Annotated in this window: 21 protein-coding genes; 1 reads left to right on the plus strand and 20 read right to left on the minus strand. The window is 62.6% G+C overall.

Translation table 11 applies throughout. The features are described 5' to 3' along the window. Positions 1-4: 4 nt before the first annotated feature. The 8 genes from J3P97_RS02850 to urtA all read right to left on the minus strand — a co-directional run bounded on the left by J3P97_RS02850 (position 5) and on the right by urtA (position 7739). A complete protein-coding gene (locus tag J3P97_RS02850) occupies positions 5-538 on the minus strand; it encodes a GNAT family N-acetyltransferase (protein WP_434673425.1) in 534 nt (177 codons plus the stop codon). Between the two features lie 9 nt (positions 539-547). Next, positions 548-850, minus strand: coding sequence for an urease subunit gamma (gene ureA, locus J3P97_RS02855; protein ID WP_434673426.1), 303 nt, complete (start codon positions 848-850; stop codon positions 548-550). Positions 851-998: 148 nt separating this feature from the next. Further along, a complete protein-coding gene (locus J3P97_RS02860; RefSeq protein ID WP_434673427.1) occupies positions 999-1841 on the minus strand; it encodes an urease accessory protein UreD in 843 nt (280 codons plus the stop codon). A gap of 174 nt (positions 1842-2015) precedes the next feature. After that, positions 2016-2714, minus strand: a complete 699-nt coding sequence (urtE, locus tag J3P97_RS02865; protein WP_434569962.1) for an urea ABC transporter ATP-binding subunit UrtE — start codon at positions 2712-2714, stop codon at positions 2016-2018. Between the two features lie 133 nt (positions 2715-2847). Beyond that, positions 2848-3720 carry an urea ABC transporter ATP-binding protein UrtD gene (gene urtD / locus J3P97_RS02870; RefSeq protein WP_434673428.1) on the minus strand — a complete coding sequence of 291 codons (873 nt, stop codon included), beginning with the start codon at positions 3718-3720 and terminating at the stop codon, positions 2848-2850. After that, positions 3720-4796 carry an urea ABC transporter permease subunit UrtC gene (urtC, locus tag J3P97_RS02875; RefSeq protein ID WP_434673429.1) on the minus strand — a complete coding sequence of 359 codons (1077 nt, stop codon included), beginning with the start codon at positions 4794-4796 and terminating at the stop codon, positions 3720-3722. The genes urtD and urtC overlap by 1 nt, the downstream gene beginning before the upstream one ends. After that, positions 4796-6298: an urea ABC transporter permease subunit UrtB gene (gene urtB / locus J3P97_RS02880; RefSeq protein WP_434602686.1), complete on the minus strand. Its 1503-nt coding sequence runs from the start codon at positions 6296-6298 to the stop codon at positions 4796-4798. The genes urtC and urtB overlap by 1 nt, the downstream gene beginning before the upstream one ends. A gap of 175 nt (positions 6299-6473) precedes the next feature. Continuing rightward, positions 6474-7739, minus strand: a complete 1266-nt coding sequence (urtA, locus tag J3P97_RS02885) for an urea ABC transporter substrate-binding protein (protein WP_025211599.1) — start codon at positions 7737-7739, stop codon at positions 6474-6476. Positions 7740-8011: 272 nt separating this feature from the next. On the opposite strand from urtA, the gene J3P97_RS02890 reads away from it, so the two are divergent. Beyond that, positions 8012-9550 (plus strand): class I SAM-dependent methyltransferase, encoded by a 1539-nt coding sequence (locus tag J3P97_RS02890; protein WP_434673430.1) that lies wholly within the window; start codon positions 8012-8014, stop codon positions 9548-9550. Here the strand turns inward: J3P97_RS02890 and J3P97_RS02895 are convergent. From J3P97_RS02895 to cbiE, 12 genes are all read right to left on the minus strand, one after another. Beyond that, entirely contained in the window at positions 9525-10535 is a 1011-nt protein-coding gene (locus tag J3P97_RS02895) for a FecCD family ABC transporter permease (protein WP_434673431.1), read from the minus strand. The genes J3P97_RS02890 and J3P97_RS02895 overlap by 26 nt on opposite strands. Further along, entirely contained in the window at positions 10532-11479 is a 948-nt protein-coding gene (locus J3P97_RS02900; RefSeq protein ID WP_434673432.1) for an ABC transporter substrate-binding protein, read from the minus strand. The genes J3P97_RS02895 and J3P97_RS02900 overlap by 4 nt, the downstream gene beginning before the upstream one ends. Then, positions 11476-12264, minus strand: coding sequence for an ABC transporter ATP-binding protein (locus J3P97_RS02905; RefSeq protein WP_434673433.1), 789 nt, complete (start codon positions 12262-12264; stop codon positions 11476-11478). The genes J3P97_RS02900 and J3P97_RS02905 overlap by 4 nt, the downstream gene beginning before the upstream one ends. A 199-nt stretch (positions 12265-12463) precedes the next feature. Beyond that, positions 12464-13843 carry a PepSY-associated TM helix domain-containing protein gene (locus J3P97_RS02910; RefSeq protein ID WP_434673434.1) on the minus strand — a complete coding sequence of 460 codons (1380 nt, stop codon included), beginning with the start codon at positions 13841-13843 and terminating at the stop codon, positions 12464-12466. 207 nt (positions 13844-14050) lie between these two features. Continuing rightward, positions 14051-14440, minus strand: a complete 390-nt coding sequence (locus J3P97_RS02915; protein ID WP_434602691.1) for a DUF2946 domain-containing protein — start codon at positions 14438-14440, stop codon at positions 14051-14053. A gap of 57 nt (positions 14441-14497) precedes the next feature. Next, positions 14498-14977, minus strand: coding sequence for a copper chaperone PCu(A)C (locus J3P97_RS02920; RefSeq protein ID WP_434569952.1), 480 nt, complete (start codon positions 14975-14977; stop codon positions 14498-14500). 46 nt (positions 14978-15023) lie between these two features. Further along, the gene (locus tag J3P97_RS02925) at positions 15024-15422 is read right to left on the minus strand and encodes a DUF2946 domain-containing protein (RefSeq protein WP_434602692.1); all 399 of its coding nucleotides are present in this window, start codon (positions 15420-15422) and stop codon (positions 15024-15026) included. 120 nt (positions 15423-15542) lie between these two features. Next, positions 15543-15833 (minus strand): addiction module antidote protein, encoded by a 291-nt coding sequence (locus J3P97_RS02930; protein WP_434673435.1) that lies wholly within the window; start codon positions 15831-15833, stop codon positions 15543-15545. Positions 15834-15836: 3 nt separating this feature from the next. Beyond that, positions 15837-16139 (minus strand): type II toxin-antitoxin system RelE/ParE family toxin, encoded by a 303-nt coding sequence (locus J3P97_RS02935; protein ID WP_434569950.1) that lies wholly within the window; start codon positions 16137-16139, stop codon positions 15837-15839. Positions 16140-16330: 191 nt separating this feature from the next. Beyond that, the gene (locus J3P97_RS02940) at positions 16331-17059 is read right to left on the minus strand and encodes a cobalt-precorrin-6A reductase (protein WP_434673436.1); all 729 of its coding nucleotides are present in this window, start codon (positions 17057-17059) and stop codon (positions 16331-16333) included. Beyond that, positions 17056-18153 carry a cobalt-precorrin-5B (C(1))-methyltransferase gene (locus tag J3P97_RS02945; RefSeq protein ID WP_434653782.1) on the minus strand — a complete coding sequence of 366 codons (1098 nt, stop codon included), beginning with the start codon at positions 18151-18153 and terminating at the stop codon, positions 17056-17058. The genes J3P97_RS02940 and J3P97_RS02945 overlap by 4 nt, the downstream gene beginning before the upstream one ends. Further along, positions 18146-19357, minus strand: coding sequence for a precorrin-6y C5,15-methyltransferase (decarboxylating) subunit CbiE (gene cbiE, locus J3P97_RS02950; RefSeq protein ID WP_434673437.1), 1212 nt, complete (start codon positions 19355-19357; stop codon positions 18146-18148). Before cbiE ends, J3P97_RS02945 begins: the two co-directional genes overlap by 8 nt. Positions 19358-19473 lie beyond the last annotated feature (116 nt).

Consider the following 19473-nt stretch of genomic DNA (forward strand, 5'->3'; position numbering starts at 1 on the left):
GGTATCACTCCTTGTCGATGGTGGGCGGTAGCGCCCCGGGATTGAGGACCAACTGCATGAAGGTCAGGTCCAGCCAGCGACCAAACTTGGTGCCCACCTGGGGCATCTGCCCGGTGATGGCAAAACCGGCCCGCTCGTGCAGGCGAATCGACGCCGAGTTGCCGCTCTCGATGGCCGCAACCATCACGTGTTTGCCGCAGGCCCTGGCGCGCTCGATCAGCGCACTCATCAGCAACGGGCCGAGCCCATTGCCACGTTGATCGCTGCGTACGTACACCGAATGTTCCACGGTGTGGCGGAAACCGTCGAACGGCCGCCAGTCGCCGAATGAAGCGTAGCCGAGCACGTTATCTTCGGCGTCGCTGATCACCAGCACCGGATAACCCTGGGTTTGCCGGGCGCTGAACCAGGCCTGGCGATTGCCCAGGTCCACAGCCTGTTCGTTCCAGATCGCCGTGGTGCTGAGGACCGCATCGTTGTAGATGTCACGGATCGCCGGCAGGTCGGCAGGACGGGCGTCACGAATCTGATAAGTCATGCCGCGACCTCAGGCGATGGGCTGGTGGACGGTGACCAGTTTGGTGCCGTCGGGGAATGTCGCCTCGACCTGGATCTCTGGGATCATTTCCGGAATGCCTCCCATCACCTGCTCGCGGCTCAGCAGCGTTGTGCCGTAGTGCATCAGCTCGGCCACGGTCTGGCCGTCACGAGCACCTTCCAGCAGCGCGGCGGAAATGTAGGCCATGGCTTCCGGATAGTTGAGCTTCAGGCCACGAGCCAGGCGCCGCTCGGCGACGAGGCCGGCGGTGAAGATCAGCAGCTTGTCTTTTTCGCGTGGGGTCAGGTCCATGTGCAGTCCAGTAAGGGCAGATAAAATTTTGCGGTAGACACATTCCACTGTGGGAGCGAGCCTGCTCGCGAAAGCGGTGTGTCAGTCAACAATCATGTTGGATGTTCTATTGCTTTCGCGAGCAGGCTCGCTCCCACAGATGAAATAACTAAGTACTCCAGATTCTCGGTGGCATGGCTTCTCGTCCGAGCAATGCGGGCCTGAGCAAGCGCCACAGTTCAATCAACCACCCGCGCGCCAGTAATGCCTCGCTCGCCAGGCAGCGGGCGACGACCAGGCCGGGCAACTGGGTCAGGTCGCCGCGCACGGCATGGCCGAGGGATCGGCAGCGCTCCAGCAGCTCGCTGTCGATCTCGCCGGTCACCAGCAACGTCGCAAACACCGGATCACCGCCCAGCCCGATGGGGGAATCGAGCAAGCCGTCACCGCCGACAATGCGCTGGCGTTCATGCCACAGCAACTGGCCGTCGCGGCGAATGTCCAGCCGCGATTGAAAGTGGCCGAGATCGAAGCGTTCGCCGCTGGCCGGTCGGCCGAGGGCAACCATGTCCCAGTAGAACAGCCGGGCGTCGCCCTGCAGATCGATGCAGGTGCTGAGTTCGGCCTGTGCCGCGCTGAAGACGATGGTTTCCTGAGGCAGCCATTCCAGGGTCGCACCGCCAGCCACGCTCAGTTTCAGTTGCTGGTACGCCGGGCCGGCCGCGCGGTACCACTTGGCCGCGCCGGGGCTGGTCAGTTGCGCCCAGGCACCGGGGCCGACGTGAGCCGAGATGTCCAGCCGATCACCGCCGGCAATCCCGCCGGGCGGGTGGACGATGATGTGCTGGCAGACTTCGGGACCTTCGGCGTACAGGTGTTTCTGCACCCGCAGTGGACCTTTGTGGCGACGCTGGACCGGACGCGTGCAGTCGCCGAATCGGGCATAGCCCAAGTCCAGCTCGGCGTGCCAGCTGGGGGTGAACAGGGCGGAGGGCGATACAGGTAGATTCATGATTTTCTGATTATCGTCGGGACGCCAAGACTAGGGTTTGAACGAAAAGTCGCCGAGCGGCGATCAGGCAAGGCGAAAACAGGCGAGGAAGCGGAGTTGACTGGTTGTCAATGAGCATTCCGAGCCTGTTTTCAACGCAGCATGATCGGCGCGCAGGCACTTTTCGTACAAAGACTAGATCGTTACCAGCCCGCGCACACCCTCGGCTTGCATATTTTCGCCGCGGCCTTGCTGGACGATCTCGCCCCGGGACATCACCAGGTACTGATCGGCCAGCTCGGCGGCGAAGTCATAGAACTGCTCCACCAGCAAGATAGCCATGTCGCCCCGGGCCGCGAGTTGCCTGATTACCGCGCCAATCTCCTTGATCACCGACGGCTGGATGCCTTCGGTGGGCTCGTCGAGAATCAGCAGGCGCGGACGGCTGGCCAGGGCCCGGCCAATGGCGAGCTGCTGTTGCTGGCCACCAGACAGGTCACCGCCGCGGCGTTGTTTCATCTGTAGCAGCACCGGGAACAGTTCATAGATGAAGGCCGGCACTTCCTTGGCCTCGGAACCCGGGAAACGCGAAAGCCCCATCAGCAGGTTTTCTTCCACCGTCAGCCGAGCGAAAATTTCCCGGCCCTGGGGCACATAGGCGATGCCGGCATGTACCCGCTGGTGCGGCTTGAAGCCGGTGATGGCCTTGCCTTCCCAACTCACCACGCCTTCCTTGGCCGGCAGCAGGCCCATCAGGCATTTGAGCAGGGTGGTCTTGCCCACACCGTTGCGGCCCAGCAGGCACGTCACCTCGCCGACCTTCACGTCGAAGGACAGGCCCCGCAGGATGTGGCTACCGCCGTAGTACTGGTGCAGCTTGTCGACTTGCAGCATGTTCCAGACTCTCCTCAAGTCCCCTGTGGGAGCGAGCTTGCTCGCGATGACTGCGGCACATTCAACACATGTGCAGGCTGAACTACCGCTATCGCGAGCAAGCTCGCTCCCACAGGAAACAGCATGTGTCGTTCTAGCGACCGAGATACACCTCGATCACCCGCTCATCGGCCTGCACCTGCTCCAGCGACCCTTCGGCCAACACGCTGCCCTGGTGCAGCACGGTGACGTGATCGGCGATCGCGCCGACGAAGCCCATATCGTGTTCCACCACCATCAGCGAATGTTTGCCGGCCAGGGATTTGAACAGCTCGGCGGTGAAGTCGGTCTCGGCGTCGGTCATGCCCGCCACCGGCTCGTCGAGCAATAGCAGTTGCGGGTCCTGGACCAGCAGCATGCCAATCTCCAGAAATTGCTTCTGCCCGTGAGACAGCAACCCGGCGGCGCGATTGACCGAGGCGGTGAGGCGGATGGTTTCAAGCACTTCGCCGATACGGTCATGTTGTTCGCCGGTCAGTTTCGCCCGCAGGCTGGCCCATACCGATTTGTCGGTCTTGAGCGCCAGTTCCAGATTCTCGAACACGCTCAAGGCTTCGAACACCGTCGGCTTCTGGAACTTGCGGCCGATACCGGCCTGGGCAATCTGCACTTCGCTCATGCTGGTCAGGTCCAGGGTTTCGCCAAACCAGGCCTTGCCGTGGCTGGGCCGGGTCTTGCCGGTAATGACGTCCATCAAGGTGGTCTTGCCGGCACCGTTGGGGCCGATGATGCAGCGCAATTCGCCGACGCCGATGTACAGGTTCAGATCGTTGAGCGCCTTGAAACCGTCGAAGCTGACGCTGATGTCTTCCAGGGTCAGGATGGTGCCGTGGCGGGTGTTCAGGCCCACGCCAGCGGCTTGGCCGAGGCCGATCGCATCGCGGCTGCTGCCCTGGTCCCGATTGGCATCGACAGGGGGCTCGATAATCGGTTCGAGCATGAAGTCCGCCGTGGGTGTGATTCGCATCATTCGCCCCTTTTCTTCAGCAAGCCGATCACGCCCTTGGGCAGATACAGCGTCACGACAATGAACAACGCGCCGAGGAAGAACAGCCAGTACTCAGGAAACGCCACGGTGAACCAGCTCTTCATGCCATTGACCACGCCAGCGCCCAGTAGCGGTCCGATCAGCGTGCCGCGCCCGCCAAGGGCCACCCACACGGCAGCTTCGATTGAATTGGTCGGCGACATTTCGCTGGGGTTGATGATGCCCACCTGCGGCACGTACAGCGCCCCCGCCAGGCCGCACAACACTGCGCTCAACACCCAGACGAACAGCTTGAAACCACGGGGATCGTAGCCGCAGAACATCAGGCGATTTTCCGCATCGCGCAGGGCCGTCAGCACCCGTCCGAACTTGCTGCGGGCCAGGCGCCAACCGATGAACAGGCTCGCCACCAGCAACAGCACCGTGGCAAAAAACAGCACCGCGCGGGTGCCCGGCTCGGTGATGCCAAAGCCCAGGATCGAACGGAAATTGGTGAAGCCGTTGTTGCCGCCAAAACCCGTCTCGTTGCGGAAAAACAGCAGCATCCCGGCGAAGGTAAGGGCCTGGGTCATGATCGAGAAATACACGCCCTTGATCCGCGAGCGGAACGCGAAGAAGCCGAAAACCAGTGCCAGCAAACCGGGTGCCAGCACCACCAGGCACAGCGCCCAGAGGAAACTGTCGGTGCCGGCCCAGTACCAGGGCAGTTCGCTCCACGACAAAAACGTCATGAATGCCGGAAGGCCGTCACCGGCGGCCTGGCGCATCAGGTACATGCCCATGGCGTAGCCGCCCAGGGCGAAGAACAGGCCGTGACCGAGGGAGAGCAGGCCGGCGTAGCCCCAGACCAGGTCCAGCGCCAGGGCAACGATGGCATAGCAGAGGATCTTGCCCACCAGGGTCAGCGTGTAGGCCGAGATGTGCAGCGGATTGTCCGCCGCCAGCAACGACAGCAACGGCAGGCTCAGCAGCACGGCGAGAATCAGCGCGCCGACGGCAACGGTGAGTTTGGGACCGGCCTTTTGTGTGGCCGTGAGCATCAGGGGCTGGTTCATCAGTCGATTACCCGTCCTTTGAGCGCGAAGAGGCCTTGCGGACGCTTCTGGATGAACAGAATGATCAGCGCAAGGATCAGGATCTTGCCGAGCACGGCGCCGATCTGCGGTTCGAGGATCTTGTTGGCGATGCCCAGGCCGAACGCGGCGAACACGCTGCCGGCCAATTGGCCGACGCCGCCAAGTACTACCACCAGGAACGAGTCGATGATGTAGCTCTGGCCCAGGTCCGGGCCGACGTTGCCGATCTGGCTCAAAGCCACGCCGCCGAGCCCGGCGATGCCCGAGCCGAGGCCGAAAGCGAGCATGTCGACCCGCCCGGTGGGCACGCCGCAGCAGGCGGCCATGTTGCGGTTCTGGGTCACGGCGCGCACGTTCAGGCCCAGGCGCGTCTTGTTCAGCAACAGCCAGGTCAGGACCACCACGAACAGCGCGAAGGCGATGATCACGATGCGGTTGTACGGCAGCACCAGGTTCGGCAGCACCTGGATCCCACCCGAGAGCCAGGCCGGGTTGGCGACTTCGACGTTCTGCGCGCCGAACACCAGGCGCACCAGCTGAATCAGCATCAGGCTGATGCCCCAGGTGGCGAGCAGGGTTTCCAGCGGGCGCCCGTAGAGGTGGCGGATCACCGTGCGCTCCAGTGCCATGCCGATGGCCGCGGTGATGAAAAACGCCACAGGCAGGGCGATCAGCGGGTAGAACTCGATGGCGTTCGGGGCGAAGCGCTGGAACAGCATCTGCACCACATACGTGGAGTAGGCGCCGAGCATCAGCATTTCGCCGTGGGCCATGTTGATCACCCCGAGCAGGCCAAAGGTGATTGCCAGGCCGAGGGCGGCGAGCAGCAGGATCGAGCCCAGGGACATGCCGCTGAAGGCCTGGCCCAGCAGCTCGCCGATGAGCAGTTTGCGCTTGACCTGGCCGAGGCTGGTTTCAGCGGCGGTGCGCACGGCGGCATCGGTTTCGACGCCGGGTTCGAGCAGGGCTTCCAGGCGGGTGCGGGCCAGCGGGTCGCCGGTTTCCCCCAACAGGCGGACGGCGGCCAGGCGCACGGAAGGGTTGGCATCGACCAGTTGCAGGTTCGCCAGGGCCAGGCTCAGGGCGGCATGCACGTCTTCGTCCTGCTCACCGGCCAGTTGCCGATCAAGAAACGCCAGTTGCGCGGGGCGGGCACTTTTTTGCAACTGCTGCGCGGCAGTCAGGCGTACGCGGGCGTCCACGGCGAGTAGCTGGTGGCTGGCGAGAGCGGTTTCGATCAGCCCTCGCAAACGGTTGTTCAGGCGCAGGGTCTTCGGCTGGCCGTCGATGGTCAATTGGCCTTGCTGCAGGGCATTGATCAATTCGACGCGCGCCGGGTCGGGCTGCGCGGCCCAGGCTTCCAGGAGCTTGGCCTGCTGGGTCGGGTTGGCGGCGACGAAGTCTTCGGCTTCGCCGGCGTGGGCCGTCAATGGCAGCAGCAGTGCCAGGGCGAGGATGAAGCGGTAAAGGGCGGTGGGCATAGCGAGTCGCCTTACGCGGACAATGTGGGAGCGAGCTTGCTCGCGATGGCGGTGGTTCAGTTTCATCAATGTTGAATTTGAGTCCGCTATCGTCGGATCGCCGCCCGGAGCAAGCTCGCTCCCACAGGGATTTGTGGCGGACCCAAGCGTCATGCTCGGGCCGACACCCATGGGCTCAGTTGCTCTTCACCGCATAGTCAGGCTTCTTGTCGTTGCCGGCGATGAACGGGCTCCACGGCTGGGCGCGGATCGGCCCTTCGGTCTGCCAGACCACGTTGAACTGACCGTCGGCCTGGATCTCGCCGATCATCACCGGCTTGTGCAGGTGATGGTTGGTCTTGTCCATGGTCAGGGTGTAACCCGACGGCGCGGCGAAGGTCTGGCCGGCCAGGGCTTCGCGGACTTTGTCGACATCAGTGGACTTGGCTTTTTCCACCGCTTGCGCCCACATGTGGATGCCGACGTAGGTGGCTTCCATCGGGTCGTTGGTTACCGCTTTGTCGGCGCCCGGCAGGTTCTTGGCCTTGGCGTAGGCCTTCCAGGAATCGACGAATTTCTTGTTCGCCGGGTTATCCACGGATTCGAAGTAGTTCCACGCCGCCAGGTTACCCACCAGCGGTTTGGTGTCGATGCCGCGCAGTTCCTCTTCGCCCACCGAGAAGGCCACGACCGGTACATCGGTGGCTTTCAGGCCCTGGTTCGCCAGCTCTTTATAAAACGGTACGTTGGAATCGCCATTGACCGTGGAGATGACGGCGGTCTTGCCGCCGGCCGAGAATTTCTTGATGTTGGCAACGATGGTCTGGTAATCGCTGTGGCCGAACGGGGTGTAGACCTCTTCGATATCCTTGTCCGCCACGCCTTTGGAGTGCAGGAACGAACGCAGGATCTTGTTGGTGGTGCGCGGATAGACGTAGTCGGTGCCCAGCAGGAAGTAGCGCTTGGCGCTGCCGCCTTCTTCGCTCATCAGGTATTCCACCGCCGGGATCGCCTGCTGGTTTGGCGCTGCGCCGGTGTAGAAAACGTTCGGCGACATTTCTTCGCCTTCGTACTGCACCGGATAGAACAGCAGGCCGTTGAGTTCTTCGAACACCGGCAACACGGATTTGCGCGACACCGAGGTCCAGCAGCCGAACACCACGGCGACCTTGTCCTGAGTCAGCAACTGGCGGCCCTTTTCAGCGAACAGCGGCCAGTTCGATGCCGGGTCCACGACCACCGCTTCAAGCTTCTTGCCGTTCACTCCACCCTTGGCGTTGATCTCGTCAATGGTCATCAACGCCATGTCCTTGAGGGACGTTTCGGAGATCGCCATGGTCCCGGACAACGAATGCAGGATGCCGACCTTGATGGTCTCGGCGGCCTGGACGGTCCAGGCCATGCCCATCGCGGCAATGCTTGCCGAGAGTGTAAAAGCCTTGATCAAGCTACGACGCTTCATTGTGCGATCTCCGTGGTCTTTATGTTTTTCTGGATGGCAGATGCAAACGCTGAAAGCGCTTTTGCAAGGGGTGTGCCCGGTCGGGGAAAGGCTTTGAAATGCGGGGCCGGCGGCAAGAGAGGGAAGTGACGATGCACCATCAGCGACCACATCGCTGATGCTGGTGCAGGATGGCGCTCCGCATTGGGGCGCGGATGAGGTTGACCCAAGGTGAAATTATCGCCCGCCCGACTATGCTGACTCTTCTGCCATTGCGAAGTAGGGAAAGCCGTTTGAATACTGACTCTGGCGCTGCAAGCTATTTTCTTCTCGACGAGACGGCCGTATTTGCCGTGTTGCCTGAAGTCAAACCGGCCGGGCATCCGCAATGGATGCATGTGACGCATTTGCGAGAAGCGAGATATTCGCTGATTCTCACCGCCGGGGAACATCTGCGAAGTAGCCAGCTGGATGTGTTTTCCGATTCCAGACTCTACATTCGTTTTTCGGCAGCGCTGCCAGGCATCAGTGTCGACGGGCTCACGTGTTCAGTTGTTTTTGTCGATGATCCAGGTCAAACCGAATTTCCACTCGGGATCTTTCATATTTGCGGAGGATCTACGCCGTCGGAATGGCGGTCGGTCGATCTGGATCTGGCTTGGTTGGCGGGGAAACGTGGCAGTCTCTTGTTAACGTGCGGGCCAGGGGCAAAAAATGACCCTACAGCCGACTGGTTGGCGATAGCTGACTTGTGCGTTGCCAGGGAAGTAGTGATGAAGCTTCTCCTGGCGAAAACACACCATCAGATGCGCGTGAAAAACGAGATAGCACACTTCAGTAGCGTCTACCGGAACGAGTTTTACTCGAGCGTTCAGGAGCGACAGAGTGAAGCGGCCATGGGCGTTGCTCGCAACGTTCGCCGATTGAATGGACTGGCTCCGGGGCAATGGCAGGGTGCCCGGTCCGAGATGGTGATTCCGGAGCCGTTTGAAGGAGAGGTCGCCTACTCCTATGCCACTCGTATGCTAAGGGCGAACGTCCCGCAAACGCCGCCCGACTTCCAAGCAAGGCTACGTCGGAAAGTCAGGGATCACGGTGCAATAAAAGTCCTGTCGATCTGCAGCGGTGCCGCGCGGATAGAAGCTGGTTTGTCGGCGGCTGTTCCGGAAGGCGTGGAATGGTCACTGCTGGATATCAACGAAGACCTGCTTCACATCGCGGCGAAGCAGTTTTCTTCAGGGGTCGGCCTCGATCTGATCGTGGCCGATGCGAATAACCTGGTGCCTACCGGTGAGCAGTGGGACGTTATTATCTGCGTCTCGGCATTGCACCATTTGATCGAGCTGGAAAAAGTGATGCTCTTTATCTCCCACAGTTTGAAAAACGATGGCGAGTTCTGGAGTGTGGGTGAGGCCGTGGGGCGCAATGGCAATCGCTTGTGGCCTGAGGCAATAATTGCGGCCGATGCAGCGTTCTCGGCATTGCCGGCACGCTACCGGCTAAACGCCGATACCCAGGTTGTCGATGCTGTCATTCCAGACAAGGACCACTCGATCGGGTGCTTCGAGGGTATTCGAAGTGAGGAAATTACCGCGCTCCTCGAACGTTGGCTCAAGCCGGTAGACGTTTACCGTACCAACTGCTTCCTCTGGCGAATGGTCAATCTCGCCTACAGTGGAAATTTTAATCTTGCAAAAGCTGAGGACCGGGCGTTGGTCATTGATATGGTTCGAGCGGAGCTGGAGCATTTTCGAAATGGCGGCCTTGGTACCGAGCTATTCGGCGTGTACAAGAAAAAGCATCTTTTCAGCGACGGCGCATCAGACCCATAAAGAACAGCCCACCGATAGCGGCTGTAGCGACTCCGATCGGCAAATCCTCCGGCGCGATCAGCGTGCGAGCCGCCACGTCCACCCAAACCAGGAACAGGCTGCCCAGCAGCACGCAGGCCGGCAACAGCCGACGATGCTCGGCGCCCACCAGGCGGCGGGCGATGTGGGGCACCATCAGCCCGACAAAACCGATCGAGCCGCTGATGGACACCAGTACGCCGGTCATCAAGGACGCGATCAGGAAAATCCATAGCCGCACCTTCGCCGCGTTCAGCCCCAGGGTCACGGCGGTCTGCTCCCCGGCCATCAGCGCGTTCAACGGCCGGGCCATGCCCAGCAGCAACACCAGCCCCAGCAATACACTGGCGGCTGGCACCGCGAGCAGTTCCCAGCGTGCCAGGCCCAGGCCGCCGAGCATCCAGAACATCACCGCCGAACTGGCGCGATGGTCTCCGAGAAACAGCAGCAGGTTGGCCGCCGCCATCATCACGAACGACACCGCTACGCCGCAGAGCAGCAGGCGATCACTCTCCAGGCGGCCCTGGCGGGCAGCGATGGCCAACACCAGCAACATACTCAACAGCGCGCCGATGAAGGCAGCCAGCGGCAGGGTCAGCAGGCCGATGATCTCGCCGACATGCAACACCACGATGACCGCCCCGAGGGTGGCGCCGGAGGTGACGCCAAGCAGGTGCGGATCGGCCAGCGGGTTGCGTGTCACCGCTTGCAGCACCGCGCCGATCAACGCCAACCCTGCGCCTACCAGCGCCCCGAGCAGCAGGCGCGGGACGCGGATCAGCCAGACGATATGCTCCTGGCCGGCTGTCCAATGCACCTCGCCGACACCGAAAGCCTTGTGCAGCAGCAGGTCCCAGACCACGGCCACCGGTATTCGCGCCGGCCCGAAACCCAGCGACACCACGCACGACACCAGTAGCAGCGCGCCGAGCAGTAGCAGCAGTGCACCATAGCGACGATCGTTCATTGGCCGTGGAAACCCCGCGCCAGGGTTTGCACCGCCAGCACGTTATCGATACCTGGCGTGGCCTGTACGTAAGGGATCACGACGAAGCGCCGGTGCTTGATCGCATCGACTGATTGCAGGGCCGGGTTGCTCGACAGGAATTGCTGTTTCTGCTCGGCACTGACTTCGCCGTAATCGACGATCACGATGACCTGGGGATTGCGCTCCACCACGTTCTCCCAGTTGACGCGGGTCCAACTGGCGTCCACGTCATCCAGAATGTTGCGCCCGCCGGCCGCGTCGATCAGGGCCTGGGGCATGCCCAGGCGGCCGGAGGTCATGGCCCGGTCTTCGCCGCTGTCATACAGGAACACCCGCGGTTGTCGGGTTGGCCGGTGCTTGCGCACTTCGGCCATCTGGGCCTGCATCGTGGCGATCAGCGCGTTGGCGCGATCCTGCACGTCGAAGATTTTCCCAAGGTTGCGCAGGTCGTTGTAGGTGTCCTCCAGCGAGGCCGCCGGGCGTTTCATCACGAACGCGCAAGACTCGGTCAGTTCGTAGACGTTGATGCCCAGCGGTTGCAGGGTCTGCGGAGTCAGGTCGCCGCCGACGCGCATGCCGTAGTCCCAACCGGCGAAGAAGAAATCGACGTTGGCGTCGAGCAGCGTTTCCACCGAGGGATATTTGGCGGCCAGTTCCGGCAGGCCATCGAGGATCCTGGCCATCTCCGGCGTCACCGATTTCCAGCCGCTGATGCCGCTGTAGCCAACCATGCGTGGCTTGAGCCCCAGGGCCAGCATCATCTGGGTCATGTTGATGTCATGGCTGACGGCGTGCCGAGGGGCCTCGTTGAACACCACCTGGCGGTTGCAGCTCTGGATTGTCAGCGGGTAGCGGCTGGCCTCGGCCTGGGCATGCAAACTTGCCAGCATTAACGGAAGCAACAGCAGGGGACGCAGGATCATGGTTGGGTTATCCAGGTGATTCGTGGGTAGCCGGCCAGCGGGTGTTCGTCCACCAGGGCCGCAACGCCGAACACTTCGCGCAACAGGTCGACAGTGAGGACGTCCCTGGGCGTGCCGCTGGCGACGATGCGCCCGTGTTCGATCACGTACAGGCGGTCGCAGAACGCGGCGGCAAGGTTCAGGTCATGAATGCTGGCGAGGGTGCCGATGCCCAGGCCCTTGATCAGTTGCAGCAACTGCAATTGATAGCGCGGGTCGAGGTGATTGGTCGGTTCGTCGAGGATCAGCAACTGCGGCTGCTGGGCCAGGGCGCGTGCGAGGATCACCCGTTGCTTCTCACCGCCCGAGAGCGTGGCGAATGCATGGTCGCCAAAGCCTGCAAGCCCGGCCGACTCCAATGCCTGGAGCACCAGTCGGCGATCTTCCTGATTGTCACCATCGAACAGACCCTTGTGCGGCGTGCGCCCCATCGCGACCACCTCGTCCACCGTCAGGCCGAAGGCGTCGGGAAACTCTTGCAGCACCACGGCGATGCGTTGGGCGCACCAGCGCGAGGGCTGTTTCCAGACGTTGTGGTGTTCGAGTCTGACCTCGCCGCTTTCTGGCCGGCTGAAGCGGTAGGCGCAGCGCAACAGGCTGGTCTTGCCGCTGCCGTTGGGCCCGATCAACCCGACAAATTCCCCGGCCGCCACGTGCAACGTGGCATCACGCAGTTGGAACTGGTGATGGCAGTGGCCATGGCCCAACGGTGTCCAGGCGAGGTGGGAGAGGGTTAGCGAGGTCATGCATTTACTCAGATTATCGGATCGACACCCAACCTTGTGGGAGCGAGCCTGCTCGCGAAGGCGAGAGGTCAGTCACATCACTGTTGGCTGATTCAGCGCTTTCGCGAGCAGGCTCGCTCCCACAGTTTTGGCTGTGGTTACAGCCGGAGAGCGGCGCGATTGTAGAGCTTTCGCGCCGCTTTCCGTCAACGCGCAATTCTCAGCTTGAAGATGAAGCGGCTTCAGGCTGGCGATTGAACCGTGTAACAAGCCGGTCCAACAGCCACACCACCACCAGCGACGCCCCCACCAACGGGAACACCACCGCCAGGGCCAACATGATGAACACACCGGTCTTCCACGTCGGCAGGTCGTGGCGCAGTGGCGGCACGCCGAACTTGCCCTGGGGCCGGCGTTTCCACCAGATCACCATGCCGCTCACGGCGCTGAGCAGGATCATCAGGCAGATCAGCAGGACGATGATCTGGTTCACCGGACCGAACATCTTGCCTTCGTGCAGCATCACCCCGGTCTCGGTGGCGCGGGCAACGAGGTTGTAGTGCTCCCAACGCACGTCGGCCAGGACTTTGCCGGTGTATTGGTCCACGTGCAGGGTGGCGTCGTTGCGCGGATCATCGGCAAACACGGCGATGGTGAACACGCCCGAGGCGGTCGTTGGCAGGGTGATGCTGTAGCCGGGCTCGACCTTGCGCCCGGTGGCGATGTCCTGCACCGCTTGCAGGCTGACGGTGGGTGCGGCGGGGCCTTCGTGCATGCCGCCATGGGCCATGTGTTCGGCGTGGTCGCCGGACATCGGCATTGGCGTGTTCTCCACCGCCCAGGGCACGGTCTGGCGATGGGCGTTGTTGAGGCTGCCGGCCTCGATGTCGGACTTCGGTACGTCGTTCCACATCGCCGTCGGGAAACGGTTCCAGAGGTCGGCGTACTGCTTGCCCCAGAAGCCGGTCCAGGTCATGCCGCTGAGCAGCATCACCAGCAGGAACGCCGCGCCCCAGAAACCGACAACGATGTGCAAGTCGCGCCAGAACACCCGACCGCGAGCGCTCCAGCGCGGCCACAGTACGCCGGCCGAGGATTGCCCGCGCGGCCACCACAGGTACAGTCCGGAAACCACCAGCACCACGCCCCAGCCGGCAGCCATTTCCACCAGCCGGTCACCGACGGTGCCGATCAGCAATTCACCGTGAATCGCCCGGGCCATAGCTTGCAGGTTGTCTTTCGCGTCCTGCTCGCCGAGCACGTCGCCGTGGTACGGGTCGATGAACACATTCAGCTCCCGACCCTTGTCGATCACCACGAATTGCGCGCTGCGCTCGGCGTTGATCGGCGGCAGGTACTGTTTGACCTGGCCTTCGGGGTAAGCCTGGCGGACCTGCTTGAGCAGGTCGTCCGCCGCCAGGCTGTGATGCCCGGCCGGTACGTTCAGCAGGTTGCCGTACATCAATGGATCGAGTTGCGGCTTGAACAGGTAGATGATCCCGGTCAGGGCCAGCATCACCATGAACGGCGCCACGAACAGCCCGGCATAAAAATGCCAGCGCCAGGCCAGGTTGTAGAAATTGGGTTTCGGTTGGCTCATTGCAAAGCGCTCCGCAGGGCAAATTCGGTTCTTCAAATATCGGCTGAGCGATGCAACCACCTGTGGGAGCGAGCCTGCTCGCGAAAGCTTTCGCGAGCAGGCTCGCTCCCACGGGTTTTATGTTTGCTTCGGCCCAGATGTCAGGCACTCATCCGTGTTCAGGGCAGCGTTGGGCTGTCCTTTGCGACCGGGTGAGCAGGTGCGGGCTTACGCGTCGAGTGGCGGTGCGCGGGTGCGGGCGCCCGGAAAGAACGCCGGTCGGGCATGACCCAGGCGCGGGGAAGGGCTGGTGTAGGTGTGGCTGGGAGGGGTGTCGAAGACGGCGAATGTGTGGCCGCCAGGCAGCGCCGGGCAATTGAACAGCAGGCTGCAATAACCGCATTTTTCCCATAACGCGTGGTGTTCGCTCTGGGGCGCGCAGTGCTCGGCCGCCGGCGCTTCATGCACCGGCATGTCCATGCTCATCTCCATTTCCATGCTCACGGACACAGGCATGGACATGCGCTGATCCATCGGCATCGACTGGGAAACCAGTGGTCCGATAAAGATCATCAGCATGGCGAACAGGCTGATCCAGCTGCCGCGTGTCAGGCTCATGGGCTGACGGCGGTGCCTGGACGGGCTGGCGCGACGAGGTTGCATAGGCGGCTACGTCTACTGGGCGTGCTGGTGTGTCTTGGCGCCGTCGGGTGCTTTTTTCTGCACCGCGACATCCACCGTCACGTCCCCGGCCTTTTCGAAATGCAGGGTCATGGGGAAACGTTTGCCGTCGCTGAGCAAGCTGCGGTCCTTCAGGTCCAGCAACATCACGTGATAGGCCATCGGCGCGAAGGTGACGGTCGCACCGGGGGCGATGGCGACGACGGGCACCGGTTGCATTTTCATCAGGTCGTTTTGCATCACATGTTCATGGAGCTCGGCCTTGCCGGCAATCGGCGAGTCGACGCCGAGCAGTTTGTCGGCGGTGGCGCCGCCGTTGTGAATCACGAAGTACGCGGCCACGGTTGGCGCGTTGGGTGGCAACTCCTGGGACCACGGGTGGGCGATCTCAAGCTCGGCGGCCTTGTACTGGTGCGCCTGGGCGAGGCCAGCCGGGAGCAGCAGGGCGGCCAGCAGGATGAGTCTGTTCAACATGGCAATTCTCCGGAACGATTCAGGACGCAGTTTCATGCGGGAAGAATCAGGCCAGAGGCGAAGCACGGGGGTTGAGGCTGGGCCATTGCTGGCGGGGGGGCGGGCTGTCGAGCTTTGCGTGGGCCGTACCGCGATCGGCCCGTTGTGCGTCCAGATACAACTGCGGGGCGTGCCCGGCAAGCGCCATCAGCGGCGCCGGGCCTGAGCAGCACCAGCAATGTTGCATCGTCGAGTGATTGTCTTTCTGTGGCGTGCCTTGTTCCAGCTTGCCCAGGGAAACCGCCAGCATCTTCGTGCCGCTGGATGAGCAAAAACTGCCCCACAGCATTTGTTCCGCTGGCGTACTGGCGGCTGCACCGGCGCTATTGGAAAGCGGCATGGCAAGCATGTTGAAAAGCACTGCGAAGCAGGCGATCCAGGCAAATGCAAGCCGTTGTCGGGACATGGGGCAATCCGCTCGGTTGGGCGATCAGGTGGCGGTATTTAGCCTGATCGGTGTCCAGAAGTAAAAAGGCCACGTGCGGTGTAGGGTCGCAGGGCTGGTGTTAACAGTAGCAATGGATCTTCAAATGATCGTCGCACGTAACTTCAAGCCCAGAGCTTTCATGACTTTGATGATAGTTGTGAATTCTGGATTGCCCGCACTGCCCAGGGCTTTATAAAGACTCTCTCGCCCGAGCCCGGCATCACGGGCGATCTGCGTCATGCCTTTCGCCCTGGCGATATCGTTGAGAGCTGCGCGAACCAGTGCGCCGTCACCGCTATCTTCTTCAAAACAGGCATCCAGATAAGCTGCCATCTCCTCCGGCGTCTTGAGGTAGCTGGCTGCATCGAAACGTGTGAATTCTGCGGTCATGATTCACTCCTCGTCACTCATGGCTTGCGCTATTTGAACAGCGCGTTTGATGTCCCGTTTCTGAGTTGATTTGTCACCTCCCGCAAGCAGCAGGTAAAGCACGGAGTCTCGACGGGCAAAATACACTCGATAACCTGGGCCCGAGTGAATGCGCATCTCATACACTGCGTTGCCGACTGGTTCGCAATCACCAAGATTGCCATGCTCAGCAGATCGAATCCTGGCAATGATGCGAGCTTTCCCTGTGACGTCTCTCAAACCGTCAAGCCAGCTTGAGAAGATCCGGGACTGTACAAATTCGATCATTGGATCGTATTCCTTGGGATACGCTGTGGCAAGCAGCGCTTTTCCAGGCGCGAGACGGATCGCTCATGCTTGTTGACTGCCAGACGCTGAGGTGGGTATCAAGGAGCGGAACTATAGAATTGAATGTCTTGGACGAAACAGCCGGCTGCGTCTGGAAAACTTGTCAGAAATGTCTCGCTGATCTGCTGAATTCAAAAGCCGTTGGGTACGGATAAAGCGTCCAGCACGTCATTGACCGCTGCAAACTCCCGATCCACCCCCGCCAACACCGGTCGCTTCAACACCAGCACTGGCACCCCCCGCTCCCGGGCCACCTCCAGCTTCGGCTCGGTGGCCGTGCTGCCGCTGTTCTTGCTGACCAGCACATCGATTCGTCGCCGTTCGAACAGTTCGCGTTCACCGTCAATGTGAAACGGCCCACGGGCGCCGATGACTTCGCAGCGTTCGTTGCCGGGGTAAACGTCCAGTGCTCGCAGCGTCCAGAACTGTTCGGCGGGGATTTCATGCAGATGCTGCAGCGGCTCCCGGCCAAGGGTGAACAAGGGGCGGCGGAAAGGCTGCAAGGCCTGGATCAGTTCGGCCCAGTCGGCCACTTCGCGCCAGTCATCGCCGGCCCGTGGGCGCCAGGCCGGACGGCGCAGGGCCCAGCAGGGGATGGCGCAGGCGCGGGCGGCACGGGCGGCGTTGTAGCTGATTTGCGCGGCGTAGGGGTGGGTTGCGTCCAATAGCAGGTCGATGCCCTCGGCGCGGATGAATTGCGCCAGGCCTTCGGCGCCGCCGTAGCCGCCGACACGTACCTGGCAGGTCAGGTCGGTGGGGACGCGACCGATGCCCGCCAAGCTGTAGATGTGCTCGGGGCCGAGCGTGCGAGCGATGGCCAGGGCCTCGGTGACGCCACCGAGGAGCAGGATGCGTTTCATTTAAAGGCTCCAGCGTGGCCGACGATTGCGCCCTGACGGTCGATGGCGAAGACTTCGACCTGGACCTGGGCCGGGACCACGCTACGAGCGAAGGCCAGGGCGTGCTCGCACACGGCATCACCGAGGGCGATGCCGACGGCGCTGGCCATCGCGAGGGCTTGCTGGCTGGTGTTGGCTTGACGAATGTCGTGCTGCAACTTTTCATCGGCCCCGATTGCCGCCGCCCATTTGGCCAGTTGTGGCAGGTCGATGCTTGAATGGCGGCTGTGCAGGTCCATATGCCCGGCGGCGAGTTTGCTGATCTTGCCGAAGCCGCCGCAAAGACTGAGCTTTTCCACCGGCACCTTGCGCACATGCTTGAGCACGGCGCCGACAAAGTCGCCCATTTCGATCAAGGCGATTTCCGGCAGGTTGTAGACCCGGCGCATGGTGTCTTCGCTGGCATTGCCGGTGCACGCGGCGATATGCAGGTAGCCGTTGGTTTTCGCCACGTCGATGCCCTGGTGGATCGACGCTATGTAGGCTGCGCAGGAAAACGGCCGGACGATGCCGCTGGTGCCGAGGATCGACAGACCGCCGAGGATGCCGAGTCGGGGATTCATGGTTTTCAGCGCCAGGGCTTCGCCGCCCTCGACATTGACCGTGACTTCGAACCCCCCGGCATAACCGCTTTCCTCGGCCAGGCGACCCAGGTGATCGTTGATCATTTTGCGCGGCACCGGGTTGATCGCCGGCTCACCGACAGCCAGGACCAGTCCCGGTCGCGTCACCGTGCCGACGCCACGACCGGCAACAAAACGCACGCCAGGTTCGGCAATCAGGCGCACCTGGGAAAACAACAGCGCGCCATGAGTCACGTCCGGGTCATCTCCAGCGTCCTTGATCGTTCCGGCCTCGGCACCTTGTTCGGTCAGCCGGCAGAACTCCAGGCGCATCTGCACCTGCTTGCCCTTGGGCAGGACGATTTCCACGGCATCGGCCTCGGTGCCGCACAGCAGCAGTCGCGCCGCCGCCAGGCTGGTGGCCGTGGCGCAACTGCCGGTGGTCAGGCCGCTGCGCAGGGGGGCGGGTTGCTCGGCGGTTTCGTCACGCATCGAGAGGTTTCGTCAGGTCCAGCAAGGTGATTGGCAAGGCTTGGCGCCAGGTATCGAATGCGCCCAAAGGCTGGGCCTGGGCGACATGGATGCGGGTCAGCTCACCGCCGTGGCGTTCGCGCCAGCTCATCAGTGTCATCTCGCTTTGCAGGGCCACGGCATTGGCGACGAGCCGACCGCCAGGCTTGAGCCGGGCCCAACAGGCATCAAGCACGCCTTCGCGGGTGACGCCGCCACCGATGAACACCGCGTCCGGACGCTCCAGGTTCTCCAGCGCCTGCGGGGCGCTGCCGCGAATCAACTGGAGGCCGGGCACGCCAAGGGTGTCGCGGTTGCGTTCGATCAAGGCTTGGCGGCCTTCGTCGGCTTCGATGGCCAGGGCTCGGCAACTGGGGTGGGCGCGCATCCATTCGATGCCGATCGAGCCGCTGCCGGCGCCGACGTCCCAGAGCAGCTCGCCGGGAGTCGGGGCGAGGCGAGCCAGGGTGACGGCACGCACGTCGCGCTTGGTCAGCTGGCCGTCATGCTCGAAAGCGCTGTCCGGCAGGCCGGCCAGGCGTGACAGGCGCTGCGTCGACGGATCGGCCCGGCATTCGATGGCGATCAGGTTCAGATCGGCGACCGCCTCATCGGACCAGTGCGCAGCGCAACCGTCGATCCGCCGCTCTGCCGCACCGCCCAAATGCTCCAGCACGGTCATGGCGCTCGGGCCGAATCCGCGCTCGCGCAGCAGTGTTGCCACGGCGCCGGGGCTGTGGCGGTCGTTACTCAGCAGCAACAGCCTGACGCCACTGGACAAGTGCGCATTGAGCGCCGCCAGGGGGCGGGCCACCAGCGACAGCGTGACCGCGTCCTGCAACGGCCAGCCCATGCGCGCCGCCGCCAGCGAGCAGGAGGATGGCGCGGGGATGACCTGCATTTCCTCGGCCGGCAGCTGTTTCGCCAGGCTGGCGCCGACGCCATAGAACATCGGATCGCCACTGGCCAGCACGCACACCGGCTCGCCCCGTCGAGCCAGCAGCGGTTCCAGGGAGAACGGGCTGGGCCACAGCACCCGCTCGCCGCGGATACACAGCGGCAGCAGTTCCAACTGACGGGCGCTGCCCAGTACCCGCGACGCCCGCAGCAATGCATGACGAGCCGTTCGGCCCAGGCCCTTGAAGCCCTCTTCACCGATGCCCACTACGGTCAGCCAGGGGGTCATCTCTGTTCCTCGAATAAATGGGTTGATCGCCAGGGTTGTTGCCGCCGCGAACCGGGTCGCCATCATACCGTGCCTCGCCCGGTCAGGCGCTCCCACAATGTTGATCGGGTTGTTCA

The organism is Pseudomonas sp. R1-15, assembly GCF_051132085.1.
GTDB lineage: Bacteria > Pseudomonadota > Gammaproteobacteria > Pseudomonadales > Pseudomonadaceae > Aquipseudomonas.

Excerpts from the sequence above, each read along its gene's own strand:
- J3P97_RS02850 (WP_434673425.1), bottom strand. The coding sequence starts at position 538 with ATGACTTATCAGATTCGTGACGCCCGTCCTGCCGACCTGCCGGCGATC.
- ureA (WP_434673426.1), bottom strand. The coding sequence starts at position 850 with ATGGACCTGACCCCACGCGAAAAAGACAAGCTGCTGATCTTCACCGCC.
- J3P97_RS02860 (WP_434673427.1), bottom strand. The coding sequence starts at position 1,841 with ATGAATCTACCTGTATCGCCCTCCGCCCTGTTCACCCCCAGCTGGCAC.
- urtE (WP_434569962.1), bottom strand. The coding sequence starts at position 2,714 with ATGCTGCAAGTCGACAAGCTGCACCAGTACTACGGCGGTAGCCACATC.
- urtD (WP_434673428.1), bottom strand. The coding sequence starts at position 3,720 with ATGCGAATCACACCCACGGCGGACTTCATGCTCGAACCGATTATCGAG.
- urtC (WP_434673429.1), bottom strand. The coding sequence starts at position 4,796 with ATGAACCAGCCCCTGATGCTCACGGCCACACAAAAGGCCGGTCCCAAA.
- urtB (WP_434602686.1), bottom strand. The coding sequence starts at position 6,298 with ATGCCCACCGCCCTTTACCGCTTCATCCTCGCCCTGGCACTGCTGCTG.
- urtA (WP_025211599.1), bottom strand. The coding sequence starts at position 7,739 with ATGAAGCGTCGTAGCTTGATCAAGGCTTTTACACTCTCGGCAAGCATT.
- J3P97_RS02895 (WP_434673431.1), bottom strand. The coding sequence starts at position 10,535 with ATGAACGATCGTCGCTATGGTGCACTGCTGCTACTGCTCGGCGCGCTG.
- J3P97_RS02900 (WP_434673432.1), bottom strand. The coding sequence starts at position 11,479 with ATGATCCTGCGTCCCCTGCTGTTGCTTCCGTTAATGCTGGCAAGTTTG.
- J3P97_RS02905 (WP_434673433.1), bottom strand. The coding sequence starts at position 12,264 with ATGACCTCGCTAACCCTCTCCCACCTCGCCTGGACACCGTTGGGCCAT.
- J3P97_RS02910 (WP_434673434.1), bottom strand. The coding sequence starts at position 13,843 with ATGAGCCAACCGAAACCCAATTTCTACAACCTGGCCTGGCGCTGGCAT.
- J3P97_RS02915 (WP_434602691.1), bottom strand. The coding sequence starts at position 14,440 with ATGAGCCTGACACGCGGCAGCTGGATCAGCCTGTTCGCCATGCTGATG.
- J3P97_RS02920 (WP_434569952.1), bottom strand. The coding sequence starts at position 14,977 with ATGTTGAACAGACTCATCCTGCTGGCCGCCCTGCTGCTCCCGGCTGGC.
- J3P97_RS02925 (WP_434602692.1), bottom strand. The coding sequence starts at position 15,422 with ATGTCCCGACAACGGCTTGCATTTGCCTGGATCGCCTGCTTCGCAGTG.
- J3P97_RS02930 (WP_434673435.1), bottom strand. The coding sequence starts at position 15,833 with ATGACCGCAGAATTCACACGTTTCGATGCAGCCAGCTACCTCAAGACG.
- J3P97_RS02935 (WP_434569950.1), bottom strand. The coding sequence starts at position 16,139 with ATGATCGAATTTGTACAGTCCCGGATCTTCTCAAGCTGGCTTGACGGT.
- J3P97_RS02940 (WP_434673436.1), bottom strand. The coding sequence starts at position 17,059 with ATGAAACGCATCCTGCTCCTCGGTGGCGTCACCGAGGCCCTGGCCATC.
- J3P97_RS02945 (WP_434653782.1), bottom strand. The coding sequence starts at position 18,153 with ATGCGTGACGAAACCGCCGAGCAACCCGCCCCCCTGCGCAGCGGCCTG.
- cbiE (WP_434673437.1), bottom strand. The coding sequence starts at position 19,357 with ATGACCCCCTGGCTGACCGTAGTGGGCATCGGTGAAGAGGGCTTCAAG.